The organism is Mycobacterium hackensackense (genome assembly GCF_025822555.1).
GTDB classification, from domain to species: domain Bacteria; phylum Actinomycetota; class Actinomycetes; order Mycobacteriales; family Mycobacteriaceae; genus Mycobacterium; species Mycobacterium fluoranthenivorans.
The window spans coordinates 305,117-329,192 of record NZ_JACKUC010000038.1; the positions used below are offsets into that span (position 1 = coordinate 305,117).

Sequence of the window (24,076 nt, forward strand, 5' to 3'; positions counted from 1 at the left end):
TCTGCTGCCAGTGTTCCGGTTCCTTTGAGGCGACGTTAGCGCGACGAAAACTCGACCTCACAGGCGACCCCACCCCTCGGTGAGCCCACTGTGAGGCCGAGTTTCCGCAGCTCAGGCGGTAGCGACCGATTCCGGCAACTCCTCATTGATCTTCGGCTTGACCGGCGCGATGCGCAGGAAGACGAACCAGGTCACCACCGCGCAGATCACGTAGAAGCCGAGGAACACCCAGAAGGCGTTGGTCGCCGACTTGGCATCGCTGACATAGGAGGCCCGCAGCACGATGTTGATGAACACCCCGCCGAGGGCGCCGATCGCTCCGGCGAAGCCGATCAGGGCACCCGACATCCGTCGGGCCCACGACGCCTTCTCCTCACGGCTCCAGTCGTCGTGGTCGGCGGCCTTCGCCTCGAAGATCGACGGGATCATCTTGTAGGTCGAACCGTTGCCCAGCCCGGACAGGATGAACAGCAGGATGAAACCGATGACGTAGGCGGCCATCTGGCCGCCGGTGGGGGCGCCCTTCATCGCGTCGTCGAGGGTGCCGCTGGTCACCAGGACTCCGGCCGCGAAGATCATCGCGATGAAGACGTAGAGCGTGATCTTGCCGCCACCGATGCGGTCGGCCAGCTTGCCGCCGATGGGTCGCGAGATGGAGCCCAGCAGCGGCCCGAGGAAGGAGATCTGCGCGGCGTGCAGCGAGGCCTGCGCAGCGGTGGAGCCACCGGCCAGGAAGTTGATCTGCAGCACCTGCCCGAACGCGAAGCTGAAGCCGATGAACGAGCCGAACGTACCGATGTACAGGAAGCTCATCACCCACGAGTGCTTGAACCGCATCGCTTCGACCATCGCGCCGAGGTTCGACTTCTGGTTGCGCAGGTTGTCCATGAACAGCGCGGCACCGATCGAGGCCAGGCCGATCAGCACAAGGTAGGTGGCGCAGACGATTTCGGGTGCGGTGTTGCCGACGGTGGCGATGACCAGCAGGCCGAGCAGCTGGATCACCGGCACCCCGATGTTCCCGCCACCCGCGTTCAGGCCCAGCGCCCAGCCCTTGAGCCGTTGCGGGTAGAAGGCGTTGATATTGGTCATCGAGGACGCGAAGTTACCGCCACCGAAACCGGCGAAGGCCGCGATGATCAGGAACTCGGTGTACGTCGTCCCGGGATTCTTCATCGCCCACCAGGTGAGCACGGTCGGGATGAGCAGGAGCAGCGCACTGACGACGGTCCAGTTACGGCCGCCGAACCGGGCGGGTGCGACGGTGTACGGAATCCGCATGAAGGCGCCCACCAGCGTCGGGATGGCCACCAGATAGAACTTTCCGGCGGCGTCGATGTGGTACACGTTCTGCGGCATGAAGAGCACCATCACCGACCAGATGGACCACACCGAGAAGCCCACGTGTTCGGCGAAGATGGACCAGATGAGGTTGCGTCGCGCAACCTGCTTCCCACCGGCCTCCCAGGCGTCGACGTCCTCGGCGTCCCAGTGCTCGATGTCACGGTCGCGGGTCAACATGGTCACGGCGTCCTTCCCCAGTACGGATTTGGTTGCTCAAAAGTTGGTTGCCCAAAAGCTAGGCCCGCGCCATTCCGCACCCATTGCACCACCGTGTCGGGCTTGTCAACACCTACTCACACCGCGTGGATCACGCTTCGTGCGCAACGGTATTCACCGCCGTTGCACCGTGGAAACGAATCCGAAACAAAGCCCCCCTACGTTCGCTGAAGCATGAGCGATGGCAGTACACCACGATTCCTGCAGGGCGCCTTCGCTTTCGAAGGGGCCGGACTTGACAAACCGGAACTGATCGACGACTCGCTGCGGTATGTGGTGCCCGCCGGCGCCATCGCACAGCCGGTGTACTTCCGGGGCGGCAACTCGACCGACGAACTGATCACGGTGGTGCTGTTCCGCGACGGCGCCCCGATGAGGTACTTCCCCATCGCCGCCAAGGGCGCCACCCATGTGGCGTTGCGGGTGGTGGAGGACCTGCTCGGGGACACCGTGCTGGAGCTCTCCGTCGCGGCACCGGCCGGTATCTCCGGGACGGTTGTGGTGGACCTGGGCCTGGTGGAGATCCCGTGAAGCGACGGCTGGTCGTCGTGGGCAATGGGATGGCCGGCGTCCGCGCGATCGAGGAGATCCTGGCCCGCGGCGGTGGCGACATCTTCGACATCACCGTGTTCGGGGACGAGCCCTACGGCAACTACAACCGTATCCTGCTGTCCAATGTGCTTGCCGGCAGCGATGACTCGGCGGAGATCTACCTCAACGCGCTGGACTGGTACACCGAGAACGCCATCGATCTGCGGGCCGGGGTGCGGGTGGTCCGACTGGATACTTACGCCCGGCTGGTGCATGCCGACGACGGCTCGACCATCCGCTATGACGACCTGATCCTGGCCACCGGCAGCCGCTCATTCTTCCCGCCGATGAAGGGGCTGTGGGCCGACGACAAGAACCTGGCCGACGGCGTGTTCGGATTCCGCACGCTGGACGACTGCATGGGGATGATCAACGAGGCGGCCAACCGGACGAAGGCCGTGGTGATCGGCGGTGGCCTGCTCGGCCTGGAGGCCGCGCGCGGACTGCAGAACCGCGGTGTGGCCGTGGACGTCGTACACGCCGGACCGACGCTGATGAATGCGCAACTCGATGACGCGGCCGGCGCCATCCTGCGCCGGTCGGTCGAAGGTATCGGCATCACCGTGCACACCGACAAGCGCACCACCGAGGTCCTGGTCGACGAGAACCGCAAGCTGTCCGGGATCGTGTTCTCCGATGGCAGCGTCATCGACTGCGACATGCTGGTGATCGCCGCGGGCATCCGGCCCAACGTCGGCCTGGCCCAACGCGCCGGATTGACCGTGGAGCGGGCCATCGTGGTCGATGACCATATGCGCTCCGTCGACGACGACCATGTCTACGTCGTGGGCGAATGCGCCCAGCACCGCGGTCAGGTGTACGGGTTGGTGGCGCCGCTCTGGGAGCAGGCCACCGTGCTGGCCGACCACCTGACCGGCACCGACACCAGTGCGGCGTACCGAGGTTCACGCACCGCGACCAAGCTCAAGGTCGCCGGCGTCGACGTCGCGTCGATGGGCATCAAGGCACCCGAACTGCCCGACGACGAGTTCGTGCAGTATTCCGAACCCCGGCACGGGGTGTACAAGACCATCGTGATCCGGGACGGCAAGCTGGTGGGCGCGACCCTGGTCGGCGATGTGTCCAAGGTGTCGTTCCTGACGCAGGCTTTCGACAGCGGACTGCCGCTGCCCGAGGAGCGCGTGTCGCTGATGTTTGATATCGGGACTCCCGAGGTGGCCGTGGGTGTTTCGGAGCTGGCCGACGATGCGCAGGTCTGCAACTGCAACGGGGTCTCCAAGGGCGCGCTGGTGTCCTGCGTCCAGGCCGGCGAGACATCGCTGTCGGGCGTGATGGCGAAGACCAAGGCGGGGAAAGGTTGCGGCTCCTGCAAGGAACTGGTCGGCCAGATCGTCGAGTGGGCGGCCGGCGGTGCCGTCACCGAGGATCCGTCGGCGTCCTGGTATGTGCCGGGCGTCCCGTACGACAAGGCATCGTTGATGACGCTGGTGCGTGAGCTCCAGTTACATTCGGTGTCTTCGGTGTTCGCCGCCCTGGCACCCGACGGGCGGGTGGACGCCGGTTCGAAGATGGCGCTGGCCTCGCTGTTGGAGATGATGTGGGCCGACGAATTCGTGGACGAGCGCGATGCGCGTTTCATCAATGACCGGGTGCACGCCAATATTCAGCGCGACGGCACGTTCTCGGTGGTGCCGCAGATGAAGGGCGGCGTCACCAACTCCGATCAGCTGCGCAAGATCGCCGATGTCGCCGACAAGTACGCGATACCCATGATCAAGTGCACCGGGGGGCAGCGTATCGACCTGCTGGGCGTCCGCAAGGAGGATCTGCCCGCGGTATGGGCCGATCTGGACATGCCGTCGGGGTACGCGTACGGCAAGAGCTTCCGCACCGTGAAAACCTGTGTGGGCAGCGACTTCTGCCGCTACGGTGTCGGCGACTCCACGGCACTGGGCATCGCTCTGGAGGAGCGCTACCAGGGGTTGGCCAGCCCGGCGAAGATGAAGTTGGCCGTCACGGGATGCCCGCGCAACTGCGCCGAGGCCCTGTGCAAGGACCTGGGCGTGGTGGCGGTCGACGGCGGCCGGTGGGAGATCTACGTGGGTGGGGCGGCCGGTGCGCATATCCGCAAGGGCGACCTGCTGACCACCGTCGACGACGCGGCGACGGTGATGACGCTGACCGGGCGATTCCTGCAGTTCTACCGGGAGGACGCGAACTGGCTGGAACGCACGTACGCCTGGGTGCCCCGGGTGGGCATCGACCACATCCGTGCGGTGGTGGTCGACGATGCGCTCGGGTTGGCCGAAGGCCTGGACGCGCGTATGCAGAAATCCGTTGACGCCTATCGGGATCCGTGGCTGGATGGCCAGAAACCGGTGAGCGAGGGTCAATTCCGGAGTTCGCTTCCGTTGCTGCCGCTCCCCCAGGTTCCGGTGCGATGAGCGCCTGCGCGAAGAGCCGAGTGCCGCGATGAGCGCCTGCGCGAAGAGCCGAGGACCCCGATGAGCATTCTCGGACCGGTGTCGCAGATACCGCCCGGGGAGGGCCGGACGTTCGCCGTCGCGGACACCCAGATCGCGGTGTTCCGGCTGCGGGACGGGTCGTTGCGGGCACTGGATGCGGTCTGCCCGCACAAGGGTGGCCCGCTCGCCGATGGGCTTGCCGATGACGGCGTGGTGGTGTGTCCGCTACACGGTGCGACCTTCGATCTGTGTACCGGGCTGGACGTGTCCGGCGGTGATCCGGTGCGCAGCTACCCGGTGGCCGAGGTGGACGGGCAGATCCAGATCACGACGTGAACCGTTTCGCAAGGGCGAAATATGTTGTTGTGGATAAGTTTTGGTCTTGTGGATAACTTCTGACCCGGTCGGCGCCGCCACGTAGCATTCGAACATGCTTTCGGATGCGGTGGTGGATCGTGAAGCGGTGTTGGCTGCTGTCGATGCCTATGCCGTCGCGTGTGAGTCGCTGGCCGCGGTGGGATTCACCGGGTTCGATACCGCGGAGTTGTTGGAGTTGCAGTCCCGGCGTGAGCACCTCGCCCGGATCAGCGCCGGTGTCGATCACCGGATTCTGGCCGCGTTGCAGGGCCGGGCCACCGCCAAGGAGATCGGCGGGAAATCCTGGGTCGACATCCTGGCGCTGCGGTTGGGGATCAGTCAGTCGGCGGCCAAGGCGCGGGTCAAAGACGCCGAGGACCTCGGACCGCGCCACATCATCGGCGGGCAGACCCTGGATCCGGTGCTGCCGGGGTGTGCGGCCGCCCTGGCCGGCGGGGCCATCAACCTCGGTCATATCGAGGTGATCCGCGAGGTGCTGCGCAAAGCGCAGCGCTACACCGGCGCACCGCAATGCGCCGCCCTCGAGCAGCAACTGGTCGGGCTCGCGGCCACCAACCCACCCGAGACGGTCAAAGCGGCCGGGGGCGAGTTGTTGTATCTGCTCAACCAGGACGGCCCCGGCCCCGACTATCCCGTCCATCAACCCGGACTACGGCTGGGACCCCAGGACGCCGACGGCAATTACCGAGTCTCGGGCCATCTCGACGCCGAAACCGCCGCCTACTGGAAGACCATCGAATCCGGCTGGGCGGCACCGGGAGTCAACAACCCCGCCGATACGAACCCGATCGCCAACCCCGTCCCCAACCCCCTGGACCCCGGCACCCCCGACGACCCCGAGGCGTCACAGCGCCTGGCCGAGGCCGCCGCCCGCGATACCCGCACCCCGGCGCGGCGCAGCCACGACGCCTTCAAAGCCTTGTGCCGCGAGATGCTGATGTCGAAGAAACTCGGCCGCCACGGCGGGTTGCCGGTCACCGTCGTCATCAGTACCACCTTGGCGGAGCTGGAAAGCCGTGCCGGGGTGGCCCGCACCAGCAGCGGGGTGAAGATCGCGATCCCGGACCTGATGCGCCTGGCCGCCCACGCCCATCACTACTTTCTGCTGTTCGCCCGCCACACCGCCCAACCGCTCTACCTGGGGCGCACGAAACGTCTGGCCTCCCCCGCACAGCGGCTGGTGGCGATCGCCCGCGACCGCGGCTGCACCCGACCCGGCTGTATGGCCCCGGCCGACCATTGCCAGGCCAATCACACCCAAGACTGGTCAGCCGGTGGACACACCGACGCCGACACCCTCGTGCTGGGCTGCGGACCCGACAACCGGCTGGCCTACACCAGCGGCTGGAGCACCCACATCAACCCCACCACCGGCCGCGCCGAATGGACGCCACCGCCACTACTGGACACGGGTCAAGACCACACCAACCACCACTTCCACCCCGAAGAACTCCTCAGGAGGGACGATGGCGACGATCCGTGAGCGACACTGTCGCGTGTGGAACGGGCGTGCCGCTCAACCGTTGCGGCGCCACCAACGGGGCTTGCGCGGTTCAGCCGTCGCAGGTGCTGCGGTGGCCGGCGGTTGCGGCTTCACCTCGGCGGCGTCGTCCGCAGGTTCGGCTTCGGTGACCGGTTCGGGCTTGACCACCGGTTCGGGCTCATCGCCTTCGGCCGACTTCGTCGACCCGGCAGCCGCCCGAGACGTGGCGGCGGCCAGCGACTCCGCGGCCGCTTCCAACTCGGCACCGAGATCAGATTCCTGAGCTTCGCTTTCCGAGCCAGCCGAATCACCCTGCAGGTCGGCTGCGGCCTCGGCGTCCTCGACCGCAGCGTCCGCTGCCGTCTGCTCGTCGACGTCCTCAGCCGAATCACCTTCGGCCAGCTCAGCCTCGGACTCAGCTTTGCCAACAGCCGATTTCGTCAACCTGACGGCCACCAGCGACGTCGCGGCGGCCAGCGACTCCGCGGCCGCTTCCAACTCGGCGCCGAGGTCAGATTGCGCAGCGTCATCGTCCGACTCGGCGGCCTCAACAGGCTCCGGTTCCTCGGCCACCTCGAGGGTGTCCGCATCCACGGGCTCTTCGGCCTCGTCGGCGGCTTCCGCCTCCTCGACGATGTCCGCGTCCTCGGTATCGCCCACCGCGGCGGCGTCTTCGGCTTCCGCGGCACCCGCGACGGTCGCGGCCGCCACCACACCGGTGGTCGCTCCGACCGCTGCCAGTTCCTTGGCCAGGATGTCGTCGACCGGGGACTCGTCATCCTGGTTGCCGCGCAGCGACGCCGGGTCCTCCCGGCCCTTGGGCGCGACCATGATGTACACCACCGCCGCGACGAAGATGAACGTCGAGGTGAACGTGTTCACCCGAATGCCGTCGACGGGCATGGACGCCGGATCGCTGCGCATCAGCTCGACCCAGAACCTGCCCACGCAGTATCCGGCCACATACAGCGCGAACAGCCGTCCGTGACCCATGTTGAAGCGCTTGTCGATCCACAGCAGCAGCGCGAAGATCAGCACGTTCCACAACAGCTCGTACAGGAACGTCGGATGGACCACCGCCACCAGCTGTCCGTCGGACACACCGTTCAAGGTGTTCAACGCACCGCTGGCGTCGCGGCGCTCGTAGATCTCCAGACCCCACGGCAGCGTCGTCTCCCGACCGTACAGCTCCTGGTTGAAGTAGTTGCCGAGCCGCCCGATCGCCTGCGCCAGGATGATGCCGGGCGCCACCGCATCGCCGAACGCGGGCAACGGGATCCCGCGCATCCGGCAGGCGATCCAGGCACCGACCGCACCGAGGGCCACCGCACCCCAGATACCGAGACCGCCGTCCCAGATCCGGAACGCCGCACCGAGCCCGGCACCGCCGTCACCGAAGTAGGTCTTCCAGTCGGTCATGACGTGATACAGCCGGCCACCGACCAGGCCGAACGGCACCGCCAGCAGCGCGACGTCGTAGATGACGCCCTGCTCACCACCGCGCGCCACCCACCGGCGGTCGCCGATGATCAGCGCGGCGACGATCCCGGCGATGATGCACAGCGCGTACGCGCGAATCGGCACGGGGCCCAGATGCCACACGCCCTGGGCCGGAGTCGGGAAGTACGCGAGAACCGTCTCTGTCATGCGGGAATCCTCTGCCGCACGCCCTCGGCAAGCTCGGCGGTCAAGGCCCGCACCGCGGGAATGCCGTCGTCGAGCGCGGACACCAGCGCCGATCCGACGATCACGCCGTCGGCGTAGGCGCCGATCTCGGCGGCCTGGGCACGCGAGCGCACGCCCAACCCGACGCCGACGGGGATATCGGAGATCTCCCGAATCCGCTGCACCAACTCGGGCGCCGCGTTGGACACCGCATCGCGCGCGCCGGTCACACCCATCGTCGACGCGGCGTAGACGAACCCGCGCGAGGCCTCGATGGTCGCGGCCAGCCGCTCCGGGGTGGACGAGGGTGCCACCAGGAAGATGCGATCCAGATCGTGTTTCTCGGACGCCGCCACCCAGTCCCCCGCCTCATCCGGAATCAGATCCGGCGTGATCAAACCCAACCCGCCGGCCGATGCGAGGTCACGGGCAAAAGCGTCCACACCCCAACGCAGCACCGGATTCCAATACGTCATCACCACGGCACGCCCACCGGCACTGCTGATGGCCTCGACGGCGCGCAAGGCGTCACGCACCCGGACGCCGCCGGCCAGCGCGACCTCGGTCGCCTTGGCGATCGTCGGCCCGTCCATCCCCGGATCGGAGTACGCCACACCGACTTCGACGATGTCACAACCCGATTCGACGAGTGCGGTCATCGCCGAGATCGAGGTGTCCACATCCGGATAGCCGGTCGGGAGGTATCCGATCAGTGCGGAACGCCCCTCGGCACGGCACGTGTCGAACAGATGCCCCAATCGGCTCACGAATCACCGTCCAGTAGCCCGAACCATGTGGCGGCGGTCTCGACATCCTTGTCACCGCGACCCGACAGATTCACCACGATCACCGAGGACGGGCCCAGTTCCACGCCCAGTTTCAGAGCACCGGCCACAGCGTGCGCCGACTCGATGGCGGGAATGATGCCCTCGGTACGGCACAGCAGCGAGAACGCGTCCATCGCCTCGGTATCGGTGATCGGCCGGTATTCGGCACGGCCGACATCCTTGAGCAACGCGTGCTCCGGACCCACCCCGGGATAGTCCAAACCCGCAGAGATCGAATGCGATTCGATGGTCTGGCCGTCCTCGTCCTGCAACAGGTAGGAGAACGAGCCCTGGAAGGCGCCGGGCGAACCACCGGTGAAGGTGGCGGCATGCCGCCCGGTCTCCACCCCGTCGCCGGCGGCTTCGAAACCGATCAGCCGGACTGCTGGATCGTCGATGAACGCGTGGAAGACGCCGATCGCGTTGGACCCACCGCCCACACACGCCGTGACCGCGTCGGGAAGCCGGCCGGCCTGCTCGAGGATCTGCGCGCGCGCCTCCAACCCGATGATCCGCTGGAAATCGCGCACCATCAGGGGGAACGGGTGCGGCCCCGCCGCGGTACCGAAGGCGTAGTAGGTGTCGTCGGCGTGGGCGACCCAGTCGCGGAACGTCTCGTTGATCGCGTCCTTGAGCGTCTTCGAACCGGACTCCACCGCAACGACCTTCGCGCCGAGCAGCCGCATCCGGGCCACGTTGAGGGCCTGGCGCGCGGTGTCGACGGCGCCCATGTAGATGACGCACTCCAGACCCATCAGTGCGCACGCCGTCGCCGTGGCGACCCCGTGCTGACCGGCACCGGTCTCGGCGATGACGCGGGTCTTACCCATCTGCTTGGCCAGCAGCGCCTGCCCGAGCACATTGTTGATCTTGTGCGACCCAGTGTGGTTGAGGTCCTCACGCTTGAGGAACAGCCGGGCGCCGCCGGCGTGCTCACCGAGGCGGGCCGCCTCGTACAGCGGCGAGGGACGGCCGGTGTAGTGCCGCTGCAGCCGGTCGAGCTCATCGAGGAAGGACTGATCGCGGCGCACCTTGTCGTATGCGGCGGTGACTTCCTCGATGACGGCCATCAGCGCCTCGGGCACCAGGCGTCCGCCATAGGCGCCGAAATGGCCCTTGGCGTCGGGGTCATGACGTGTGGTTTCGGCCACCGCCGCGCTCATGCGAGGCAGTTGCGGGCCGGCGATATCGGCCATCTACCGGGCAGGTTTGGGGCAGGACGGATGGGCACCCGCGGTGACCAGGTCTGCGACGGCGCTGCGGGGGTCACCGCTGGTGACCAGGCCTTCGCCGACCAGCACCGCGTCGGCACCGGCACCGGCGTAGGCCAGCAGGTCGGCGGTGCCACGCACCCCGGACTCGGCCACCCGGATGACGCTGCTGGGCAGGCCGGGGGCGATCCGGGCGAAGCAGTCGCGGTCGACCTCGAGGGTCTTGAGGTCGCGGGCGTTGACCCCGATCAGGGTCGCACCGGCCTGCAGGGCACGGTCGGCCTCTTCCTCGGTGTGCACCTCGACCAGGGCGGTCATTCCCAGCGACTCGGTGCGGTCCAGCATCGACTCGAGCGCCTGCTGTTCCAGCGCCGCGACGATGAGCAACAGCATATCGGCGCCGTGGGCGCGAGCCTCGTGAATCTGGTACGGCCCGACGATGAAGTCCTTGCGCAGCACCGGAATCGACACCGCGGCACGCACCGCGTCCAGGTCGTCGAGCGAGCCGCGGAAGCGGCGCTCTTCGGTCAGCACGCTGATGACGCGGGCGCCGCCTGCCTCGTAGGCACTGGCCAGCTGCGCCGGGTCGGCGATGGACGCCAGCTCACCGCGCGACGGGCTGGCCCGCTTCACTTCGGCGATCACCGCGATACCCGGTGCGCGCAGCGCTGCCATCACATCCAGCGGCGGCTGTGCATCCTTGGCGCGTTGTTTGATGTCCGCGAACGGAACCGCAGCTTCACGAGCGGCAACGTCGGCGCGAACTCCTTCGATGATGGAGTCGAGCACGTTCCCCGAACTCATGAGCCACCGTCCATTTCCGTCAGCCGGGACGCACCCGGATTCGTCTGCCTAGAGGCTAGTCGCCGACGCTGCACGGCCCGTCACCGACCCTTCGTGTCAGAACCGGCGTCCGGATCCGTGGGATCGGACCCCTCGTCGAGGGCATCCCAGATCATCCGCTCCGACATCCCGTCCTCGGCGCTGTCACCGGTCACCGCCGCGCGGCGGACGGCGGGTGCGACGTATTTGGTGCCGGTGCCACGCGCGGTCGCCGCGGACCGGATGAGCAGCACGGCCGCGGCCAGGGTGAGCACTGCGGCGCCCACGGTGATGCCGGCGCCCAGGTACTGCCGCGAGGAACCGACGAGCGCCGCGACGGGCACCTGCGCGAGGTCAGCGCCGCGTACGGCGATATCGCGGACCACCCACAGACTGATGCCCAGGTAAGCCATCGCCGCGCTCGAGACGGCCACCAGCACCGCCAGCAGCCGCAGGGCCCAGCCCCGCACGGCCAACGCGGCGACGGCCGCCGCGAGCAGCACCAGCGCCAGCGGTATCAGCGCGGTCGACCACTGCCCGCCCGTCAACGTCGACGTCTTGGGTTGCCCGAGACCGTCGAACGACGACACCTGCACCCACGTCAGCCGCGAGGCCCCCCACAGCGCCAGCGCGGCCAGTGCCAGCAGTGCCTGGGCGATCCGGATCATCGGACCGGCGGGCCGGAGCTAAGTGACCCGGGATTCGGCACGGCCAGCGTCTCGGCGGCCGCGACGGCAGCCAGCACCGCCTTGGCCTTGTTGGCGGACTCGTTGTATTCGTACGGCCCGTTCGAGTCGGCCACCACGCCGCCGCCGGCCTGCACATAAGCGGTGCCGTCACGCATCAGCGCGGTGCGGATGGCGATGGCGAAGTCGGCGTTGCCGGCGAAGTCCAGGTACCCCAGCACACCGCCGTACAGGCCGCGGCGGGTCAACTCGACCTCTTCGATGAGCTCCATGGCCCGCACCTTCGGGGCGCCGGACAGCGTCCCGGCCGGGAAACAGGCGGTCACCGCATCCAGCGCGGTACTGCCCGGAGCCAGTTGCCCCGTCACCGTCGACACCAGGTGCATCACGTGGCTGTAGCGCTCGATATGGCTGTAGTCCTCGACCCGCACGGTGCCCGGTTCGCACACCCGGCCCAGATCGTTGCGGCCGAGGTCGACGAGCATGAGGTGCTCGGCGCGCTCCTTGTCGTCGGCGAGCAACTCCTTTTCCAGCAGGACGTCTTCCTCTTCGGTGTCCCCGCGCCAGCGGGTGCCTGCGATCGGATGGGTGGTGGCCTTGCCGTCCTGCACCGTCACCAGGGCTTCGGGGCTGGAGCCGACGATCGAGAAGTCCAGTCCTCCTTCGGCATCCGGAGCGTTGAACAGGTACATGTACGGGCTGGGGTTGGTCACCCGCAGCATCCGGTACACGTCGATGGGATCGGCACTGGTCGTCATCTCGAAACGCTGTGAGGGCACCACCTGGAACGCCTCACCGGCCTTGATCTCCTCGACCAGTCCGTCGACGATGGCGGTGTACTCGGCGACGGTGCGCTGCGCCCGGTGCTGTGGTGTGGGCCGGGCGAAGGTGGCCACCGACGAGGGCAGCGGTTCGCCCAGCGCGGCAGTCATGATGTCCAGACGTCGCACCGCATCGTCGTAGGCCCAGTCGACCCGTTCGTCGGTGCCGTTCCAGTTCACCGCGTTGGCGATCAGGGTGATGGTGCCCTCGTGGTGATCCACCGCGGCGATATCGGTGGCCAGCAGCAGCAGCATGTCGGGCAGGTGCAGATCATCGACCGTCAGCTCCGGCAGCCGTTCCAGCCTGCGCACCATGTCGTAGGCGAAGAAACCGACCAGTCCCGAGGACAGCGGGGGCAGACCCGGGAGCGGGGCGGTGGCCAGCACGTCGAGCGTGGTGCGCAGGGCCTGCAGCGGATCCCCGCCGGACGGGGCGCCCTGCGGGGGTGCACCCAGCCAGACCGCCTCACCGTCGCGCACCGTCAGCGCCGACGGCGCGCCCGCACCGATGAACGACCAGCGCGACCAGGACCGGCCGTTCTCCGCGGATTCCAGCAGGAACGTGCCGGGTCGGTTGGCGGCCAGTTTCCGGTACGCCGACAGCGGGGTCTCGCTGTCGGCGAGGACCTTACGGGTCACCGGGACCACCCGGTGCTCGGCCGCCAGCGCCCGGAAGTCCTCGCGTGAGGTGGTCGAAGCGAGCGTTTCGGCATGTACGTGCACGGGCCAATCCTCCCAGACGGCGGTAACGGCGTCGGCGTGCACATCCCCCCGTCGCTTCCCTCGCCCAGTAGCGTGTGCAGCCATGACTGCCATGAAGACGGGTGACACCGTCGCGGAGTTCGAACTTCCCGATCAGACGGGTACGCCGCGCAGCTTGACGGGTTTGCTGGCCGACGGTCCGGTGGTGCTGTTCTTCTACCCGGCGGCCATGACACCGGGGTGCACCAAGGAGGCCTGTCACTTCCGCGATCTGGCGGGTGAGTTCGCCGCCGTCGGCGCGTCCCGGGTGGGGATCAGCACCGACGCGGTGGACAAGCAGGCCCGCTTTGCCGACCAGCAGAAGTTCGACTATCCCCTGCTCTCGGACACCGAGGGTGTGGTCGCCGAACGGTTCGGGGTGAAACGTGGCCTGCTCGGCAAGCTGATGCCGGTCAAGCGGACCACGTTCGTCATCGACACCGATCGCACCGTCCTCGCCGTGATCTCCAGCGAGTTCAGCATGGACACCCACGCCGACAAAGCCCTCGAGGTGCTCAGGGCACGGTGAGGCCGTAGGTCGCCGTGAACAGTTCGAACAACTCGGCCGCGGTCATCTCGGCACCGCTGGCGTCGGTCCGCGCCTGAACGTGACGGGCGAAGTCCTGCTGCTGCCAGCGCGGCAGATCCAGCCCGTACTCGGTGGACAGCAGATAGGCGATACCGCCCTTGCCGGACTGTGAGTTGACCCGGATGACCGCTTCATAGGTGCGGCCGATATCGGCCGGGTCGATCGGCAGATACGGCACCCGCCAATCGATCTCACGTTCGGCACGCCCTTCGGCGGTCGCCCGGGCCCGGTGCTCGGCGAAGCCTTTCTTGATGGCGTCCTGATGGGTACCGGAGAACGCGGTGTGCACCAGCGCGCCGGCGTACGGATGCCGGTCGTGGATCGGCATCCGGGTGCAGTGCGCGACGGTGCGGGCGATCTCATCGATATCGGAGAAGTCGATCTTCGGGTCGACACCCTGGGCGTACAGGTTCAGCGCCAAGGTGGCGATGTCGACATTGCCGGTGCGTTCGCCGTTGCCGAACACACAGCCCTCCACGCGCTGCGCCCCGGCCAGCACCGCCAGTTCGGCGCAGGCGACACCGGTGCCCCGGTCGTTGTGGGGATGCACCGACAAGATGACGCTGTCACGGCGGGCCAGGTTGCGGTGCATGTACTCGATCTGGTCGGCGTACACATTCGGGGTGGCGACCTCGACGGTGGCCGGCAGATTGAGGATCACGGGCCGGGCGGGGCAGGCTTGCCACAGTGCCGTCATCGCATCGCAGATCTCGAGTACGTAGTCGGGCTCGGTGAGGTTGAACACCTCCGGCGAGAACTCGAACCGGACGTTCGGGCGGTCGCCGGCCAACTCCAGCACGTCCTGTCCACCGGTCAGGATCAGCTCTCGGAGTTCGTCGCGATCCTTACCGAGCACGGTGTCCCGCCATACCGGTGCGGTGGCGGTGTACATGTGGATGACGACATCGCCGGTGATGCCGTCGATCGATGCCACGGTCCGCTCGATCAGATCGCGCCGGGCGGGGGTGAACACCACGATCGTCACGTCGTCGGGGGCGATGCCCGATTCTGCGATGAGCCGGACGAAGTCGTAGTCGGTCTGCGAGGCGGACGGATAGCCGACCTCGATCTCCTTGTAGCCCATGCTCACCAGCAACTCGAAGAACCGTCTCTTGCGGGCCGGGTCCATCGGTTCGGCGAGCGCCTGGTTGCCGTCGCGCAGGTCGACCGGTACCCACAGCGGCGATTCGGCGAGCCGGGCGTCGGGCCAATGCCGCTGCTGCAGAGGCACTTCCACGCGTTCGTAGACATCTTTGTAGCGATGCCAGGGCATCGGCGACGGTTGTTGACGATTCCAGATCATGAGTGTTCCTGTTCGGTCGAAGGGATCCGACCGGCGCACCACAGCCCCACGGCAGGGGGCCGGTCGGTCAGGCCCTGCCGAGGCGGCTAAGGAGAAGCTGGCGCGTCATGATGGTTAGACTGTACACAACTCCTCAGACAAGTAGAGAGGTTGTGATGGTCACCCAGGTTCAGCGGCACCCCTTGGCCGCCCAGGCCGCACAGCTGTTGCTGACCCGGATCCGCGACGGCGAATGGCCACTCGGCCACCGGCTACCGGGCGAGACGACACTGGCCGCGCAGCTCGGGGTCGGCCGGTCCACCCTGCGCGAAGCCATCCGCGAACTGGCCGGCAAGGGGGTACTGGAAAGCCGCCAGGGCGCGGGTGTGTTCGTCACCGCACTGGATGCCGGCGAGGATTGGGACGCCGTGCTGCGGCGTTCCACCATCGCCGCGGTCATCGAAGCCCGCATCGCCATCGAGGCCGAAGCCGCAGCACTCGCCGCGACCCGGCGCACGCCTGCCGATCTGAGGGAGATCCGCCGGGCGCTGGCCGCCCGCGGCGTGCCGGGCCAATCGGTGCCCGATCACGTGGACGCCGATATGGCGTTCCACCGCGCCGTCATCGCCGCAGCCCACAACGAGGTGCTGACCCAGCTCTTCGACGCGTTCCTGCCGAGATTGCGCACGGCCATGATCGACATGCTCAAGATCGCCCCCGTGTCATCCGAAGCCGCGGACCACGCCTGCCATCAGGAACTCGCCGAGGCCATCACCACCCGCTCCCCCGAGGCCGCCGCGGCCGCCAGCCGAACGCACCTGACCGCACTGATGGAGTCCTTCTCATGACCCCCGTCCTGGAGATCACCGATGTCACCTTCCGCCGCGAGGGCAAACAGATCATCGACGGCATCTCGCTGACGGTGCAGGCCGGTGAACACTGGGCGCTGCTGGGCCCCAACGGCGCGGGCAAGAGCACGCTGCTGGGTTTCTGTGCGGCCGTGACGTTTCCGACCAGTGGAACGGTCCGGGTGCTCGGCGCCCAGATGGGCCAGACCGACCTGTCCGTGCTGCGGCGCAATATCGGGCATGTGAACCCACGGCACCGGCTGCAGTATCCGCTGACGGTGCGCGAGGTGGTGCTCACCGGCATCACCGCCACCGTCGACACCGCGGCGCGGTGGACGCCCACCGCCGAGCAGGTGGCCCGCGCCGAGGAGTTGATCGCCACCGTCGGGCTGTCGGCTCGCGCGGACTCGGTGTGGCCCACCCTGTCTCAAGGCGAACGGGGTCGCACCTTGATCGCCCGCGCCCTGATCTCCGATCCCCGCCTGCTGCTGCTCGACGAACCGACCACCGGACTGGACGTGGCCGCCCGTGAACAGTTACTGGAAACCCTTGACACGCTCGATGATTCACATCCGGACATGGCCTCGATCCTGGTGACCCATCACCTCGAGGAGTTGCCGACGTCCACCACCCACGCCCTGCTGATCGGCCAGGGCCGCACGGTGGCCGCCGGACCGGCCCGCGACACCGTCACCACCGAACACGTCACAGCGGCATTCGAGCACCCGGTCACCGTGGGTTTCCAGGACGGTCGCTGGACCGCGCGCGCCAAGGCGAGCTCGCGGGTGCGCTGACCAGGTTTCACGCGTCGCGGCGGCGCCGGCGCGCCTCGCGGTGCCGGGTGACGGGCGTCGTGTCCAGCACGCGGTTCACCATGACGGCCAGAAAGCGGGCGGGTTGCAGCGCCGGCGGAACGGTGTCGTGGCGGATCACGACGTTCGGCAGCGCCGCCAGCGCCTCCTCGACGGCCGCCGTCTCGACGTCGACGATCTCGAAAAGTGCGTCCGGTTCGGCCTTTTCGAGGCTGTCGACCTCGTCCCCGGTGGTGTCCGCGGCGGGCGCGTCGTAGTCGATCATGATGAGTGCGACGGCGTGGTACGCATCATCCTCGGTGCCGAGTTTGGCCAACAGGTCGATCAGCCATTCGGCCTTGTCCGGCTCGCTGGTCAGGATGGTCGACCGCAGACCGTAGACGAATCCGAGCGCGGCCAGTGGATGACGCAACCGCAGATTCTTGGCGTCGCCGTAGCTCTCCTCCACGCGGTTGGCGGCGTTCTTCCCGAAGCTGGAGTCCATCCGCTTGGTGCTGATCAGCAGTTCGGGCCCGGTGTCCCAGTCCGACATCACGATGTCGACCTGTTTCATGTAGTGCTTGCCGAGCACACTGGCGCTCGAGCCGGCCACCCCTTTCATCGAGCGCTGCAGGCGGTGCTCGATGAGCTGGCGTTCCTTGATCGGAAGTGCCTCCAGCAGATTGGCGATGGCACTGGGCATGATGCGCGGCTCGACGGCCCGCGGCCATACCGCGTTGGTGTCGAAACCGGCGCGGCGCAGCTCGTAGGACAGCCAGACATCGAGCGCCAGTGCGGGCACCCCGGTGGTCGACGGCGCATCCAGATGCAGCGGCACCCCGAGCAGCCGGCGCAGCACCTTGAAGTCGGGCTCGTACACCACGGTGTCCTCGGTGCGCCGCCAGGGACTGGTGTGCTCTCCGTGGGGCGCCGCATCGGCGACGATTCTGTCGAAGATGGCCCATGCGGTGGCTTTCGTGGACGGTTCAGCGGGCACGCCGCGACCTTACCGCGCGCCTGGTTGCCAGCGAATCACGCGCTGCGCGAATCGAATCCATATCACCGAGCCCCAGCGCACCGTCGATGGTCTGCACCGCGTCGAGCAACCTGCCCTTGGCCAGCAGACCCGCCACCGCGCGTCGTGCCGCGCGGAGCTGCCCGGCACGGGCGGCGATCAACTCGGCGGACGGCACCAGCCACCGGTCGGCCTCGCGCGGCTCGAGCTTGAGAATGCCGCCACCGTAGGAACGCCCGACGATCTCCGCGTGCAGTACCGTCGCCGAATTCAGGGAGGCCAGGGGCAGCAGGTCCTGCCCCAGCGCGGTCAGCTCGTCACGCAGATAGACACCGTGCACCGAGTTGAGGTGATGGGCCGCCGCCCGGTTGGTGACCAGGCGCGGAGTGTCGGCGTTCATACAGGTGAGCAGCAGGTGTGCCGGCGCCAGCAGCGGGACGACGAACCAGGGGCTGCGCACCCGGCACTTGTAGGCCAGGTGCACACCGGCGGCGTGACCGGCCTCGATGTACCGCTGTGCCGCCGCCGAGGTGGCGCCGCCGGGCCGGAACAGGTGGATCGACTTGCCGTCCTCCCCCAGCCGGCGCAGTTGGGCGCCGGTGAGGGTGAGACCGCGCAGGTGCGTACTGCCGGGCGGCGACAGCGGGAGCAGGTCGCCGGGGCGCAACCCGAGCTCACGTACCCGGTCCGGCGACAGCGCGAAATAGCCATTGTTGCCGGTGACCATGCCGAGGGTGGTGTCCCCCCACTGGTCCAGTGTCGTGAGACTGCCGGTGTCGTGCAGCGTGTGCAACTGCTCCACCGGCGCGGCACCGACCAGGCCGCTGACCCATTTGTCGGCGGGATCGCGGGGTGACCAATGCCGTTGCGCCAGTTCCGATGTCAGCGATTTTGCGTTGCGGGCCCGGTGGATGACGGCATGTCCCGAGGGTCCGCCGTCGAAACCGTCGGCCAGCAGCAGCACCACATCCGCCTCGGCCTCGGGAAACACCTGCTCGTCGAACATCACCAGTTCGACGGTGGCGAACCGGTCGAACAGGAACTTGCGCACCGGCGCGGCGTAGTTGACGCTGAGCAGCTCGGCGGGCAGGACCAGGGCCAGCCGCCCGCCGGGCCGCAGGAACAGCGCCGCATGCACGGTGAACGCCGCCCAGCTCGACGCCAGACCGGACAGGCTGACACCGGCGGCCAGGGCGGCGCGCCGCGACTGGGCGCGGGCCTGGCCCCGGAAGTCCTGGTAGCGGATATAGGGCGGATTGCCGATCACCGCGGTGTAGGACGGCTGCGGGTCGACGGCGAAGAAGTCGGCGGTGCGGATGCGTGCCGTGCCGCCGGCCGCGGTCACCCGCTTACGGGCCGCGCGGGCACTGGCCGGATGGATCTCCACGCCGTCGAGCAGCGGGGCGGCCACACCGAGGTCGGTGAGGCGCCGGGCCGCGGCGACGAGGAAGGCCGCCTCACCGGCCGACGGCTCGAAGACGCGGTCCGCGGAGTCGCGGACCGCCCACTGGGCCAGGTAGTGGGTGATCTCCGGCGGGGTGAAGAAGGCACCGCGCGCTTTGCGGGCCCCGGCGGAATCGATCACGCTGGCCATTCTGTCCGACCACACCGACAAGTCGGCGCAGACCACGCCGTCGCGGCGGGGCCGTCACCCAGGAATCGCTTCGATTGGCTAAGCTTTCGGCATGAGCAAGTCAGCAGTGGCGGCCGCACTGGCCGCAGGCGCGATCATCGGCTCGTCTCTGGGCCTCGGGCTGGCCACGGCCGGCGCCCAGCCGGTGGATCCCGGCGGACCCACCTTGGAAGCGCCCGCCAACGCGCCGCGCAAACCCGCCGAAGCCTGGCAGGGTCACCCGATGGTCTGGTGGGACTGGGGTTCCGGCGGGCACTGGGGTGTCTGGACCAACGGGCAGTTCCTGCCCTTCACCTGATCGGTCCGCCGGAAGCCGAACCACAGCCGGCGCACGCTCATCACCAGGAAGCACACGACTGCGACCACGATGAAGAGCATGGTCCCCAGGATCAGACCCGCGGTGACGACGAGTAGCAGTTCGTCGGCCGAGCCGGCAGTGGAGATCGACAGCGCCGCGGCGAATCCGAGGGTGTTCTGCAGGCCGTGGGCCAGGATCACCGGCCACAACCGCCGGGTGCGGTACACCAGGAACAGGTTGAAACCCGACCACACCCCGCACCACAGGACGACGAGAAGTACCGCAATCGCCGTCGCAGCATCGGCACCGGCGGCGTAGTAGAGGTGAATCCCGGCACGAGCCAATGCCGTAAGCGCCCACACCGCAACGAAGGTGCGCCCGGTCGGCCGCGGCCACAACAGCACCGCGATGCCGACGAACACCGGCTCCTCCGCCACACCCGCCAGAGCCAGTGACAGCGCGAGAACCAACCACTGTCCCGTCGAGTGTGCGTGCATCGGATAGTCGATGTCGGGGACGGCCGCCAGCCCGATCAGTGTGTGGTAGCCGATGTTCGCCGCGAACAACACCAGCAGCGAAGCGGCGGCCGCGGCGCCGCCGACGCTCAGCCTGACGAACCGGCTCCGGCCGGCGGGACGTTCGGACAGCCCCCGACTGTCGATCACCCAGGCGCGCACCAGCACAAAGGTCCAGACCGACAGTGCCGGGCCGCCGAACACCTCGATCAAGATCTGGGGACCGAAGCCCTGCGGGGTGTAGGAGATGCCGGGCGTCATGACCGCGATGGCGTTGAACACCCCGACAGCCTGGGTGGCCACGAAGGCGCACACATAGGCCGCCACCCTGATCTGGTTGCCGGACAACGGATAGCGTCGAACCAGCACCACCAACACACCGGCGGCCACTGCGACCACGGCGATCACCGCCACGCCCACGCCGGCCGGGAAGCCCCGCAGCGACCAGGCCGCCAGCACCGTGGCGGTGGCCCACCACGCGGCCAGCGGCACGGGTGACGTCAGCGCTGCGGGCGCCGGATTCCTCGTCGCGTACATCACCCGATTCTCGGCGCAGCCCCGATCAGGCGGCCGAGTAGTCGGGTACTCGAACGGACGCTAACCCTGCGGCGGCAGCAGCAGATCCGCGTCGAAGCAGGTGTGATCGCCGGTGTGGCAGGCACCGCCCACCTGGTCGACCTCCAGCAGCACGGTGTCCCCGTCGCAGTCCAGGCGCACCGAGTGCACGTGCTGCGTGTGGCCCGAGGTGGCGCCTTTGATCCACTGTTCGCCCCGCGAGCGCGAGAAATAGGTGGCCTCACGGGTTTCCAAGGTGCGGGCCAGGGCGGCGTCGTCCATCCAGGCGACCATCAGCACGTCACCGGTGCCGTGTTCCTGAACAACCGCGGCGAACAACCCGTCGGCGTTGCGTTTGAGCCGGGCGGCGATATCGGGATCGAGCTCGCTCATCGCACGGTTATCCCCTCGGCCGCCATCGCCGCCTTCACCTGCCCGATCGTCAGCTCCCGGAAATGGAACACGCTGGCCGCCAGCACGGCGTCGGCGCCGGCTGCCACTGCGGGGGCGAAGTGCTCCACCGCCCCGGCCCCACCGCTGGCGATCACCGGCACCGTGACCGCAGCGCGGACCGCACGCAGCATCGCCAGGTCGAAACCGGCCTTGGTGCCGTCGGCATCCATCGAATTCAGCAGGATCTCCCCCACCCCGAGTTCGGCTCCGCGCCTGGCCCATTCGACGGCGTCGATACCGGTGCCACGCCGGCCACCGTGGGTGGTGACCTCCCAGCCGGACGGTGTCGGCGGCGCGCCGTCCGGCACCGTGCGGGCGTCGACACTGAGCACGATGCACTGCGACCCGAACTGGCGTGCCAGCTCGGCCAGCAGCTCCGGGCGGGCGATGGCCGCGGTGTTCACCGATACCTTGTCCGCACCGGCGCGCAGCAGGGTGTCCACATCCTCGACCGAACGGACACCACCACCCACGGTGAGCGGGATGAACACCTGCTCGGCGGTGCGACGCACCACCTCCAGCATGGTGGACCGCCCCGAGGAGGACGCGGTGACATCCAGGAAGGTCAGCTCGTCGGCACCCTCGGCATCGTAGGCGGCCGCGAGTTCGACGGGATCGCCCGCATCCCTGAGGTTCTCGAAGTTCACACCCTTGACCACCCGGCCGGCGTCGACGTCCAGGCAGGGAATGACACGGGTGGCGACATCACTGGTCACAGGTAATCCTCCGGGTTGCCCGCCGAGGCGACGATCTCCAGCATGCGGGCGTGCACACCGGGTGCGGCGGCCAGCGCCGATTTCGACTCGGCCGTCCAGGGCGCGCCGGCCAGGTCGGTGACGACACCACCGGCGGCCCGGACCAGCGCCACGCCCGCCGCGTGATCCCAGATGTGGTGGCCGAAACTGATCGCCGCACTCAGGATTCCGGCGGCGACATAGGCCAGGTCCACCCCGGTGGCGCCGTGCATGCGGACCCGTGAGCACTCGCGGCTCAGGTTGGCCAGCACCTCGGCTCGGTACCGGCCGGGGAACCGGCCACGGGAGTCGATGTTGAAGGTCTGGATCCCGACGATCGAATCGGCCAGCGTCGGCGCATCGAGCGGGGGCAGCACCACGCCGCCGTCGCGCACCGGTCCGCCGGCCAGCGCCGTGTAACGCTGTCCCATGAACGGCAGCCAGGTCAGTCCGGCGACCGGCACACCGTTGTGCAGCAGTCCCAACAGGATGGCCGCCATCGGAGAGCCGGCCGCATAGTTGAACGTGCCGTCGATCGGGTCGAGTACCCACACCAGTTCGGAATCGATCGGTTCGCCACCGAACTCCTCGCCGTGCACCCCGATGCCGGTCTGCTCCTGCAGCGCCGCGACGACCTGGCGTTCGATCGCGAGGTCGACCTCGGTCGCGAAATCGTTGCCCTGTTTGCGAACAGCCGAGTCGGCTCGGTGGCCCGCGACGAACTGAACCGATGCCGCATCGAGGATCGCGGTCGCGGTGGCGACCAGCGCGGTCAGCCGGTTGGCGTCCATGACCGTTATCCGCTGACCGCGGCCAGCGCCTCGGGCAGCGTGAAACGTCCCGCATACAAGGCTTTTCCGACGATGGCGCCCTCGACCCCACGACCCGTCAGGGTGGCGATGGCCGTCAGATCCTCGATACTCGACACGCCACCGGAGGCGATCACCGGGACGCCGCTGCGGTCGGCCACCTCGCCGAGCAGTTCCAGATTGGGTCCGGCCAGCGTGCCGTCCTTGGTCACATCGGTGACGACATAGCGTGAGCAGCCTTCGCGCTCAAGCCGTTCCAGCACCTCCCACAGGTCACCGCCGTCCGTCTCCCAGCCGCGTCCGCGCAGGCGGTAGGTGCCGCCTTCCAGTTGCACATCCAGTCCGACGGCCACCTTGTCGCCGTACTCGGCGATCGCCGCGGCACACCAGGTGGGGTTCTCCAGCGCGGCGGTGCCGATATTGACCCGAGCGCAGCCGGTGGCCAGTGCAGCCTTCAACGACTCGTCATCCCGGATACCGCCGGACAGCTCCACGGCGACATCGAGCTTGCCGACCACCTCGGCGAGCAGTTCACGGTTGGAACCACGGCCGAAGGCGGCGTCCAGGTCCACCAGGTGGATCCACTCGGCGCCGTCGCGCTGCCAGGCCAGCGCCGCGTCCAGCGCCGACCCGTAGTCGGTTTCGCTGCCGGCCTTGCCCTGCACCAGGCGCACCGCTTTGCCCCCGACCACGTCGACGGCCGGCAAAAGAATCAAACTCACAGTCCCTCAACCCAATTCGTCAGCAGCGCCGCACCCGCGTCACCGCTCTTCTCCGGATGAAATTGTGTCGCCGACAACGGGCCGTCCTCGACGGCCGCGATGAACGGCACATGGTGTGTCGCCCACGTGACCAGCGCCTCGGGCCGGCCCTGCCACTCCTGTGCGGCGTACGAATGCACGAAGTAGAAGCGGGTGCCGGCGTCCAGGCCCCGGAACAAGGTACTGCCCGCGGGCGCGTCGACCACATTCCAGCCCATGTGCGGCACCACGGGGGCATCGATGCGGGTGACCGAACCGGGCCACTGCCCGCATCCGGCGGACTCCACCCCGAACTCGACGCCGCGGGCGAACAGGATCTGCATGCCCACACAGACCCCGAGCACCGGACGACCCGCGGCCAGGCGCTTCTCGATGATCTGCTCGCCGCCGATACCGCGCAGCCCCACCATGCAGGCCTCGTAGGCGCCGACCCCCGGCACCAGCAGACCGTCGGCCTCGTAGGCCGCGGAGGCGTCCGAGGTCACCTCGACATCGGCACCGGTGCGCTGCACCGCGCGCTGAGCCGAACGCAGGTTGCCGGACCCGTAGTCCAGCACCACCACCTTTTTCTCGTTCACTCCC

23 protein-coding genes and 1 pseudogene are annotated in these 24,076 nt (G+C 68.2%); 8 read left to right on the forward strand and 16 right to left on the reverse strand.

Annotation, left to right across the window (positions count from 1 at the left end; all coding sequences use genetic code 11):
- Positions 1-111: 111 nt before the first annotated feature.
- Positions 112-1,521 carry a nitrate/nitrite transporter gene (locus H7J86_RS30210; protein WP_090358219.1) on the reverse strand — a complete coding sequence of 470 codons (1,410 nt, stop codon included), beginning with the start codon at positions 1,519-1,521 and terminating at the stop codon, positions 112-114.
- A 213-nt stretch (positions 1,522-1,734) separates the two neighbouring features.
- On the opposite strand from H7J86_RS30210, the gene H7J86_RS30215 reads away from it, so the two are divergent.
- The 4 genes from H7J86_RS30215 (at position 1,735) to H7J86_RS30230 (ending at position 6,438) form a co-directional block, all read left to right on the forward strand.
- Entirely contained in the window at positions 1,735-2,091 is a 357-nt protein-coding gene (locus H7J86_RS30215) for a molybdopterin oxidoreductase (RefSeq protein ID WP_090357829.1), read from the forward strand.
- Positions 2,088-4,556, forward strand: coding sequence for a nitrite reductase large subunit NirB (gene nirB / locus H7J86_RS30220; RefSeq protein ID WP_267295477.1), 2,469 nt, complete (start codon positions 2,088-2,090; stop codon positions 4,554-4,556). Before H7J86_RS30215 ends, nirB begins: the two co-directional genes overlap by 4 nt.
- A 60-nt stretch (positions 4,557-4,616) precedes the next feature.
- The gene (locus H7J86_RS30225) at positions 4,617-4,913 is read left to right on the forward strand and encodes a Rieske (2Fe-2S) protein (RefSeq protein WP_267295479.1); all 297 of its coding nucleotides are present in this window, start codon (positions 4,617-4,619) and stop codon (positions 4,911-4,913) included.
- Positions 4,914-5,007: 94 nt separating this feature from the next.
- Positions 5,008-6,438 (forward strand): DUF222 domain-containing protein, encoded by a 1,431-nt coding sequence (locus tag H7J86_RS30230; RefSeq protein ID WP_267295481.1) that lies wholly within the window; start codon positions 5,008-5,010, stop codon positions 6,436-6,438.
- Positions 6,439-6,471: 33 nt separating this feature from the next.
- Here the strand turns inward: H7J86_RS30230 and lgt are convergent, their stop codons facing one another.
- The 6 genes from lgt to H7J86_RS30260 form a co-directional block, all read right to left on the reverse strand.
- Entirely contained in the window at positions 6,472-8,085 is a 1,614-nt protein-coding gene (gene lgt / locus H7J86_RS30235) for a prolipoprotein diacylglyceryl transferase (protein ID WP_267295483.1), read from the reverse strand.
- Positions 8,082-8,870: a tryptophan synthase subunit alpha gene (trpA, locus tag H7J86_RS30240; RefSeq protein ID WP_090357835.1), complete on the reverse strand. Its 789-nt coding sequence runs from the start codon at positions 8,868-8,870 to the stop codon at positions 8,082-8,084. Before trpA ends, lgt begins: the two co-directional genes overlap by 4 nt.
- The gene (gene trpB, locus H7J86_RS30245) at positions 8,867-10,126 is read right to left on the reverse strand and encodes a tryptophan synthase subunit beta (protein ID WP_090357837.1); all 1,260 of its coding nucleotides are present in this window, start codon (positions 10,124-10,126) and stop codon (positions 8,867-8,869) included. Before trpB ends, trpA begins: the two co-directional genes overlap by 4 nt.
- Positions 10,127-10,945, reverse strand: a complete 819-nt coding sequence (gene trpC, locus H7J86_RS30250; RefSeq protein WP_090357838.1) for an indole-3-glycerol phosphate synthase TrpC — start codon at positions 10,943-10,945, stop codon at positions 10,127-10,129.
- A gap of 80 nt (positions 10,946-11,025) precedes the next feature.
- Positions 11,026-11,631 carry a TIGR02234 family membrane protein gene (locus H7J86_RS30255; RefSeq protein ID WP_090357840.1) on the reverse strand — a complete coding sequence of 202 codons (606 nt, stop codon included), beginning with the start codon at positions 11,629-11,631 and terminating at the stop codon, positions 11,026-11,028.
- On the reverse strand, positions 11,628-13,286 hold the full coding sequence (locus tag H7J86_RS30260; RefSeq protein WP_372517354.1) for an anthranilate synthase component I: 1,659 nt from the start codon (positions 13,284-13,286) through the stop codon (positions 11,628-11,630). The genes H7J86_RS30255 and H7J86_RS30260 overlap by 4 nt, the downstream gene beginning before the upstream one ends.
- Here H7J86_RS30260 and H7J86_RS30265 point away from each other — a divergent pair.
- Positions 13,285-13,740 carry a peroxiredoxin gene (locus tag H7J86_RS30265; protein WP_170847270.1) on the forward strand — a complete coding sequence of 152 codons (456 nt, stop codon included), beginning with the start codon at positions 13,285-13,287 and terminating at the stop codon, positions 13,738-13,740. The genes H7J86_RS30260 and H7J86_RS30265 overlap by 2 nt on opposite strands.
- Before the next feature lie 4 nt (positions 13,741-13,744).
- Here H7J86_RS30265 and H7J86_RS30270 read toward each other — a convergent pair.
- A pseudogene (locus H7J86_RS30270) lies at positions 13,745-15,073 on the reverse strand (2-isopropylmalate synthase); the annotation flags it as partial.
- Positions 15,074-15,258: 185 nt separating this feature from the next.
- Between H7J86_RS30270 and H7J86_RS30275 the strand changes: the two are divergent.
- Positions 15,259-15,930 carry a FadR/GntR family transcriptional regulator gene (locus tag H7J86_RS30275; protein WP_090357843.1) on the forward strand — a complete coding sequence of 224 codons (672 nt, stop codon included), beginning with the start codon at positions 15,259-15,261 and terminating at the stop codon, positions 15,928-15,930.
- Positions 15,927-16,724, forward strand: coding sequence for an ABC transporter ATP-binding protein (locus H7J86_RS30280; RefSeq protein WP_090357845.1), 798 nt, complete (start codon positions 15,927-15,929; stop codon positions 16,722-16,724). The genes H7J86_RS30275 and H7J86_RS30280 overlap by 4 nt, the downstream gene beginning before the upstream one ends.
- 7 nt (positions 16,725-16,731) lie before the next feature.
- Here H7J86_RS30280 and H7J86_RS30285 read toward each other — a convergent pair whose 3' ends face one another.
- Positions 16,732-17,718, reverse strand: a complete 987-nt coding sequence (locus H7J86_RS30285) for a hypothetical protein (protein WP_267295486.1) — start codon at positions 17,716-17,718, stop codon at positions 16,732-16,734.
- Positions 17,708-19,321 carry an N-6 DNA methylase gene (locus tag H7J86_RS30290; RefSeq protein WP_267295488.1) on the reverse strand — a complete coding sequence of 538 codons (1,614 nt, stop codon included), beginning with the start codon at positions 19,319-19,321 and terminating at the stop codon, positions 17,708-17,710. The genes H7J86_RS30285 and H7J86_RS30290 overlap by 11 nt, the downstream gene beginning before the upstream one ends.
- Before the next feature lie 100 nt (positions 19,322-19,421).
- Here H7J86_RS30290 and H7J86_RS30295 point away from each other — a divergent pair, with 100 nt between their 5' ends.
- Positions 19,422-19,667, forward strand: coding sequence for a hypothetical protein (locus H7J86_RS30295; RefSeq protein ID WP_090357849.1), 246 nt, complete (start codon positions 19,422-19,424; stop codon positions 19,665-19,667).
- Here H7J86_RS30295 and H7J86_RS30300 read toward each other — a convergent pair.
- From H7J86_RS30300 to hisH, 6 genes are read right to left on the reverse strand one after another with little or no spacing between them, the layout of a single operon-like run.
- Positions 19,586-20,719, reverse strand: a complete 1,134-nt coding sequence (locus H7J86_RS30300; RefSeq protein WP_267295490.1) for a CPBP family glutamic-type intramembrane protease — start codon at positions 20,717-20,719, stop codon at positions 19,586-19,588. The two genes, H7J86_RS30295 and H7J86_RS30300, sit on opposite strands and share 82 nt — an antisense overlap.
- A 60-nt stretch (positions 20,720-20,779) precedes the next feature.
- The gene (hisI, locus tag H7J86_RS30305; protein WP_267295492.1) at positions 20,780-21,130 is read right to left on the reverse strand and encodes a phosphoribosyl-AMP cyclohydrolase; all 351 of its coding nucleotides are present in this window, start codon (positions 21,128-21,130) and stop codon (positions 20,780-20,782) included.
- Positions 21,127-21,906 (reverse strand): imidazole glycerol phosphate synthase subunit HisF, encoded by a 780-nt coding sequence (hisF, locus tag H7J86_RS30310; protein WP_267295494.1) that lies wholly within the window; start codon positions 21,904-21,906, stop codon positions 21,127-21,129. Before hisF ends, hisI begins: the two co-directional genes overlap by 4 nt.
- Positions 21,903-22,715 (reverse strand): inositol monophosphatase family protein, encoded by an 813-nt coding sequence (locus H7J86_RS30315; RefSeq protein WP_276065902.1) that lies wholly within the window; start codon positions 22,713-22,715, stop codon positions 21,903-21,905. The genes hisF and H7J86_RS30315 overlap by 4 nt, the downstream gene beginning before the upstream one ends.
- A 5-nt stretch (positions 22,716-22,720) precedes the next feature.
- Complete coding sequence (gene priA / locus H7J86_RS30320; protein WP_090357859.1) at positions 22,721-23,455, reverse strand: bifunctional 1-(5-phosphoribosyl)-5-((5-phosphoribosylamino)methylideneamino)imidazole-4-carboxamide isomerase/phosphoribosylanthranilate isomerase PriA; 735 nt, start codon at positions 23,453-23,455, stop codon at positions 22,721-22,723.
- Positions 23,452-24,072 carry an imidazole glycerol phosphate synthase subunit HisH gene (gene hisH, locus H7J86_RS30325; RefSeq protein ID WP_090357861.1) on the reverse strand — a complete coding sequence of 207 codons (621 nt, stop codon included), beginning with the start codon at positions 24,070-24,072 and terminating at the stop codon, positions 23,452-23,454. Before hisH ends, priA begins: the two co-directional genes overlap by 4 nt.
- Positions 24,073-24,076: the final 4 nt, after the last annotated feature.

Bases quoted from the DNA above. Each gene is read 5' to 3' on its own strand.
- H7J86_RS30210 (WP_090358219.1), bottom strand. From the start codon at position 1,521: ATGTTGACCCGCGACCGTGACATCGAGCACTGGGACGCCGAGGACGTC.
- H7J86_RS30215 (WP_090357829.1), top strand. From the start codon at position 1,735: ATGAGCGATGGCAGTACACCACGATTCCTGCAGGGCGCCTTCGCTTTC.
- H7J86_RS30225 (WP_267295479.1), top strand. From the start codon at position 4,617: ATGAGCATTCTCGGACCGGTGTCGCAGATACCGCCCGGGGAGGGCCGG.
- H7J86_RS30230 (WP_267295481.1), top strand. From the start codon at position 5,008: ATGCTTTCGGATGCGGTGGTGGATCGTGAAGCGGTGTTGGCTGCTGTC.
- lgt (WP_267295483.1), bottom strand. From the start codon at position 8,085: ATGACAGAGACGGTTCTCGCGTACTTCCCGACTCCGGCCCAGGGCGTG.
- trpB (WP_090357837.1), bottom strand. From the start codon at position 10,126: ATGGCCGATATCGCCGGCCCGCAACTGCCTCGCATGAGCGCGGCGGTG.
- trpC (WP_090357838.1), bottom strand. From the start codon at position 10,945: ATGAGTTCGGGGAACGTGCTCGACTCCATCATCGAAGGAGTTCGCGCC.
- H7J86_RS30255 (WP_090357840.1), bottom strand. From the start codon at position 11,631: ATGATCCGGATCGCCCAGGCACTGCTGGCACTGGCCGCGCTGGCGCTG.
- H7J86_RS30265 (WP_170847270.1), top strand. From the start codon at position 13,285: ATGAAGACGGGTGACACCGTCGCGGAGTTCGAACTTCCCGATCAGACG.
- H7J86_RS30260 (WP_372517354.1), bottom strand. From the start codon at position 13,286: ATGGCAGTCATGGCTGCACACGCTACTGGGCGAGGGAAGCGACGGGGG.
- H7J86_RS30275 (WP_090357843.1), top strand. From the start codon at position 15,259: ATGGTCACCCAGGTTCAGCGGCACCCCTTGGCCGCCCAGGCCGCACAG.
- H7J86_RS30280 (WP_090357845.1), top strand. From the start codon at position 15,927: ATGACCCCCGTCCTGGAGATCACCGATGTCACCTTCCGCCGCGAGGGC.
- H7J86_RS30295 (WP_090357849.1), top strand. From the start codon at position 19,422: ATGAGCAAGTCAGCAGTGGCGGCCGCACTGGCCGCAGGCGCGATCATC.
- H7J86_RS30300 (WP_267295490.1), bottom strand. From the start codon at position 20,719: ATGTACGCGACGAGGAATCCGGCGCCCGCAGCGCTGACGTCACCCGTG.
- hisI (WP_267295492.1), bottom strand. From the start codon at position 21,130: ATGAGCGAGCTCGATCCCGATATCGCCGCCCGGCTCAAACGCAACGCC.
- H7J86_RS30315 (WP_276065902.1), bottom strand. From the start codon at position 22,715: ATGGACGCCAACCGGCTGACCGCGCTGGTCGCCACCGCGACCGCGATC.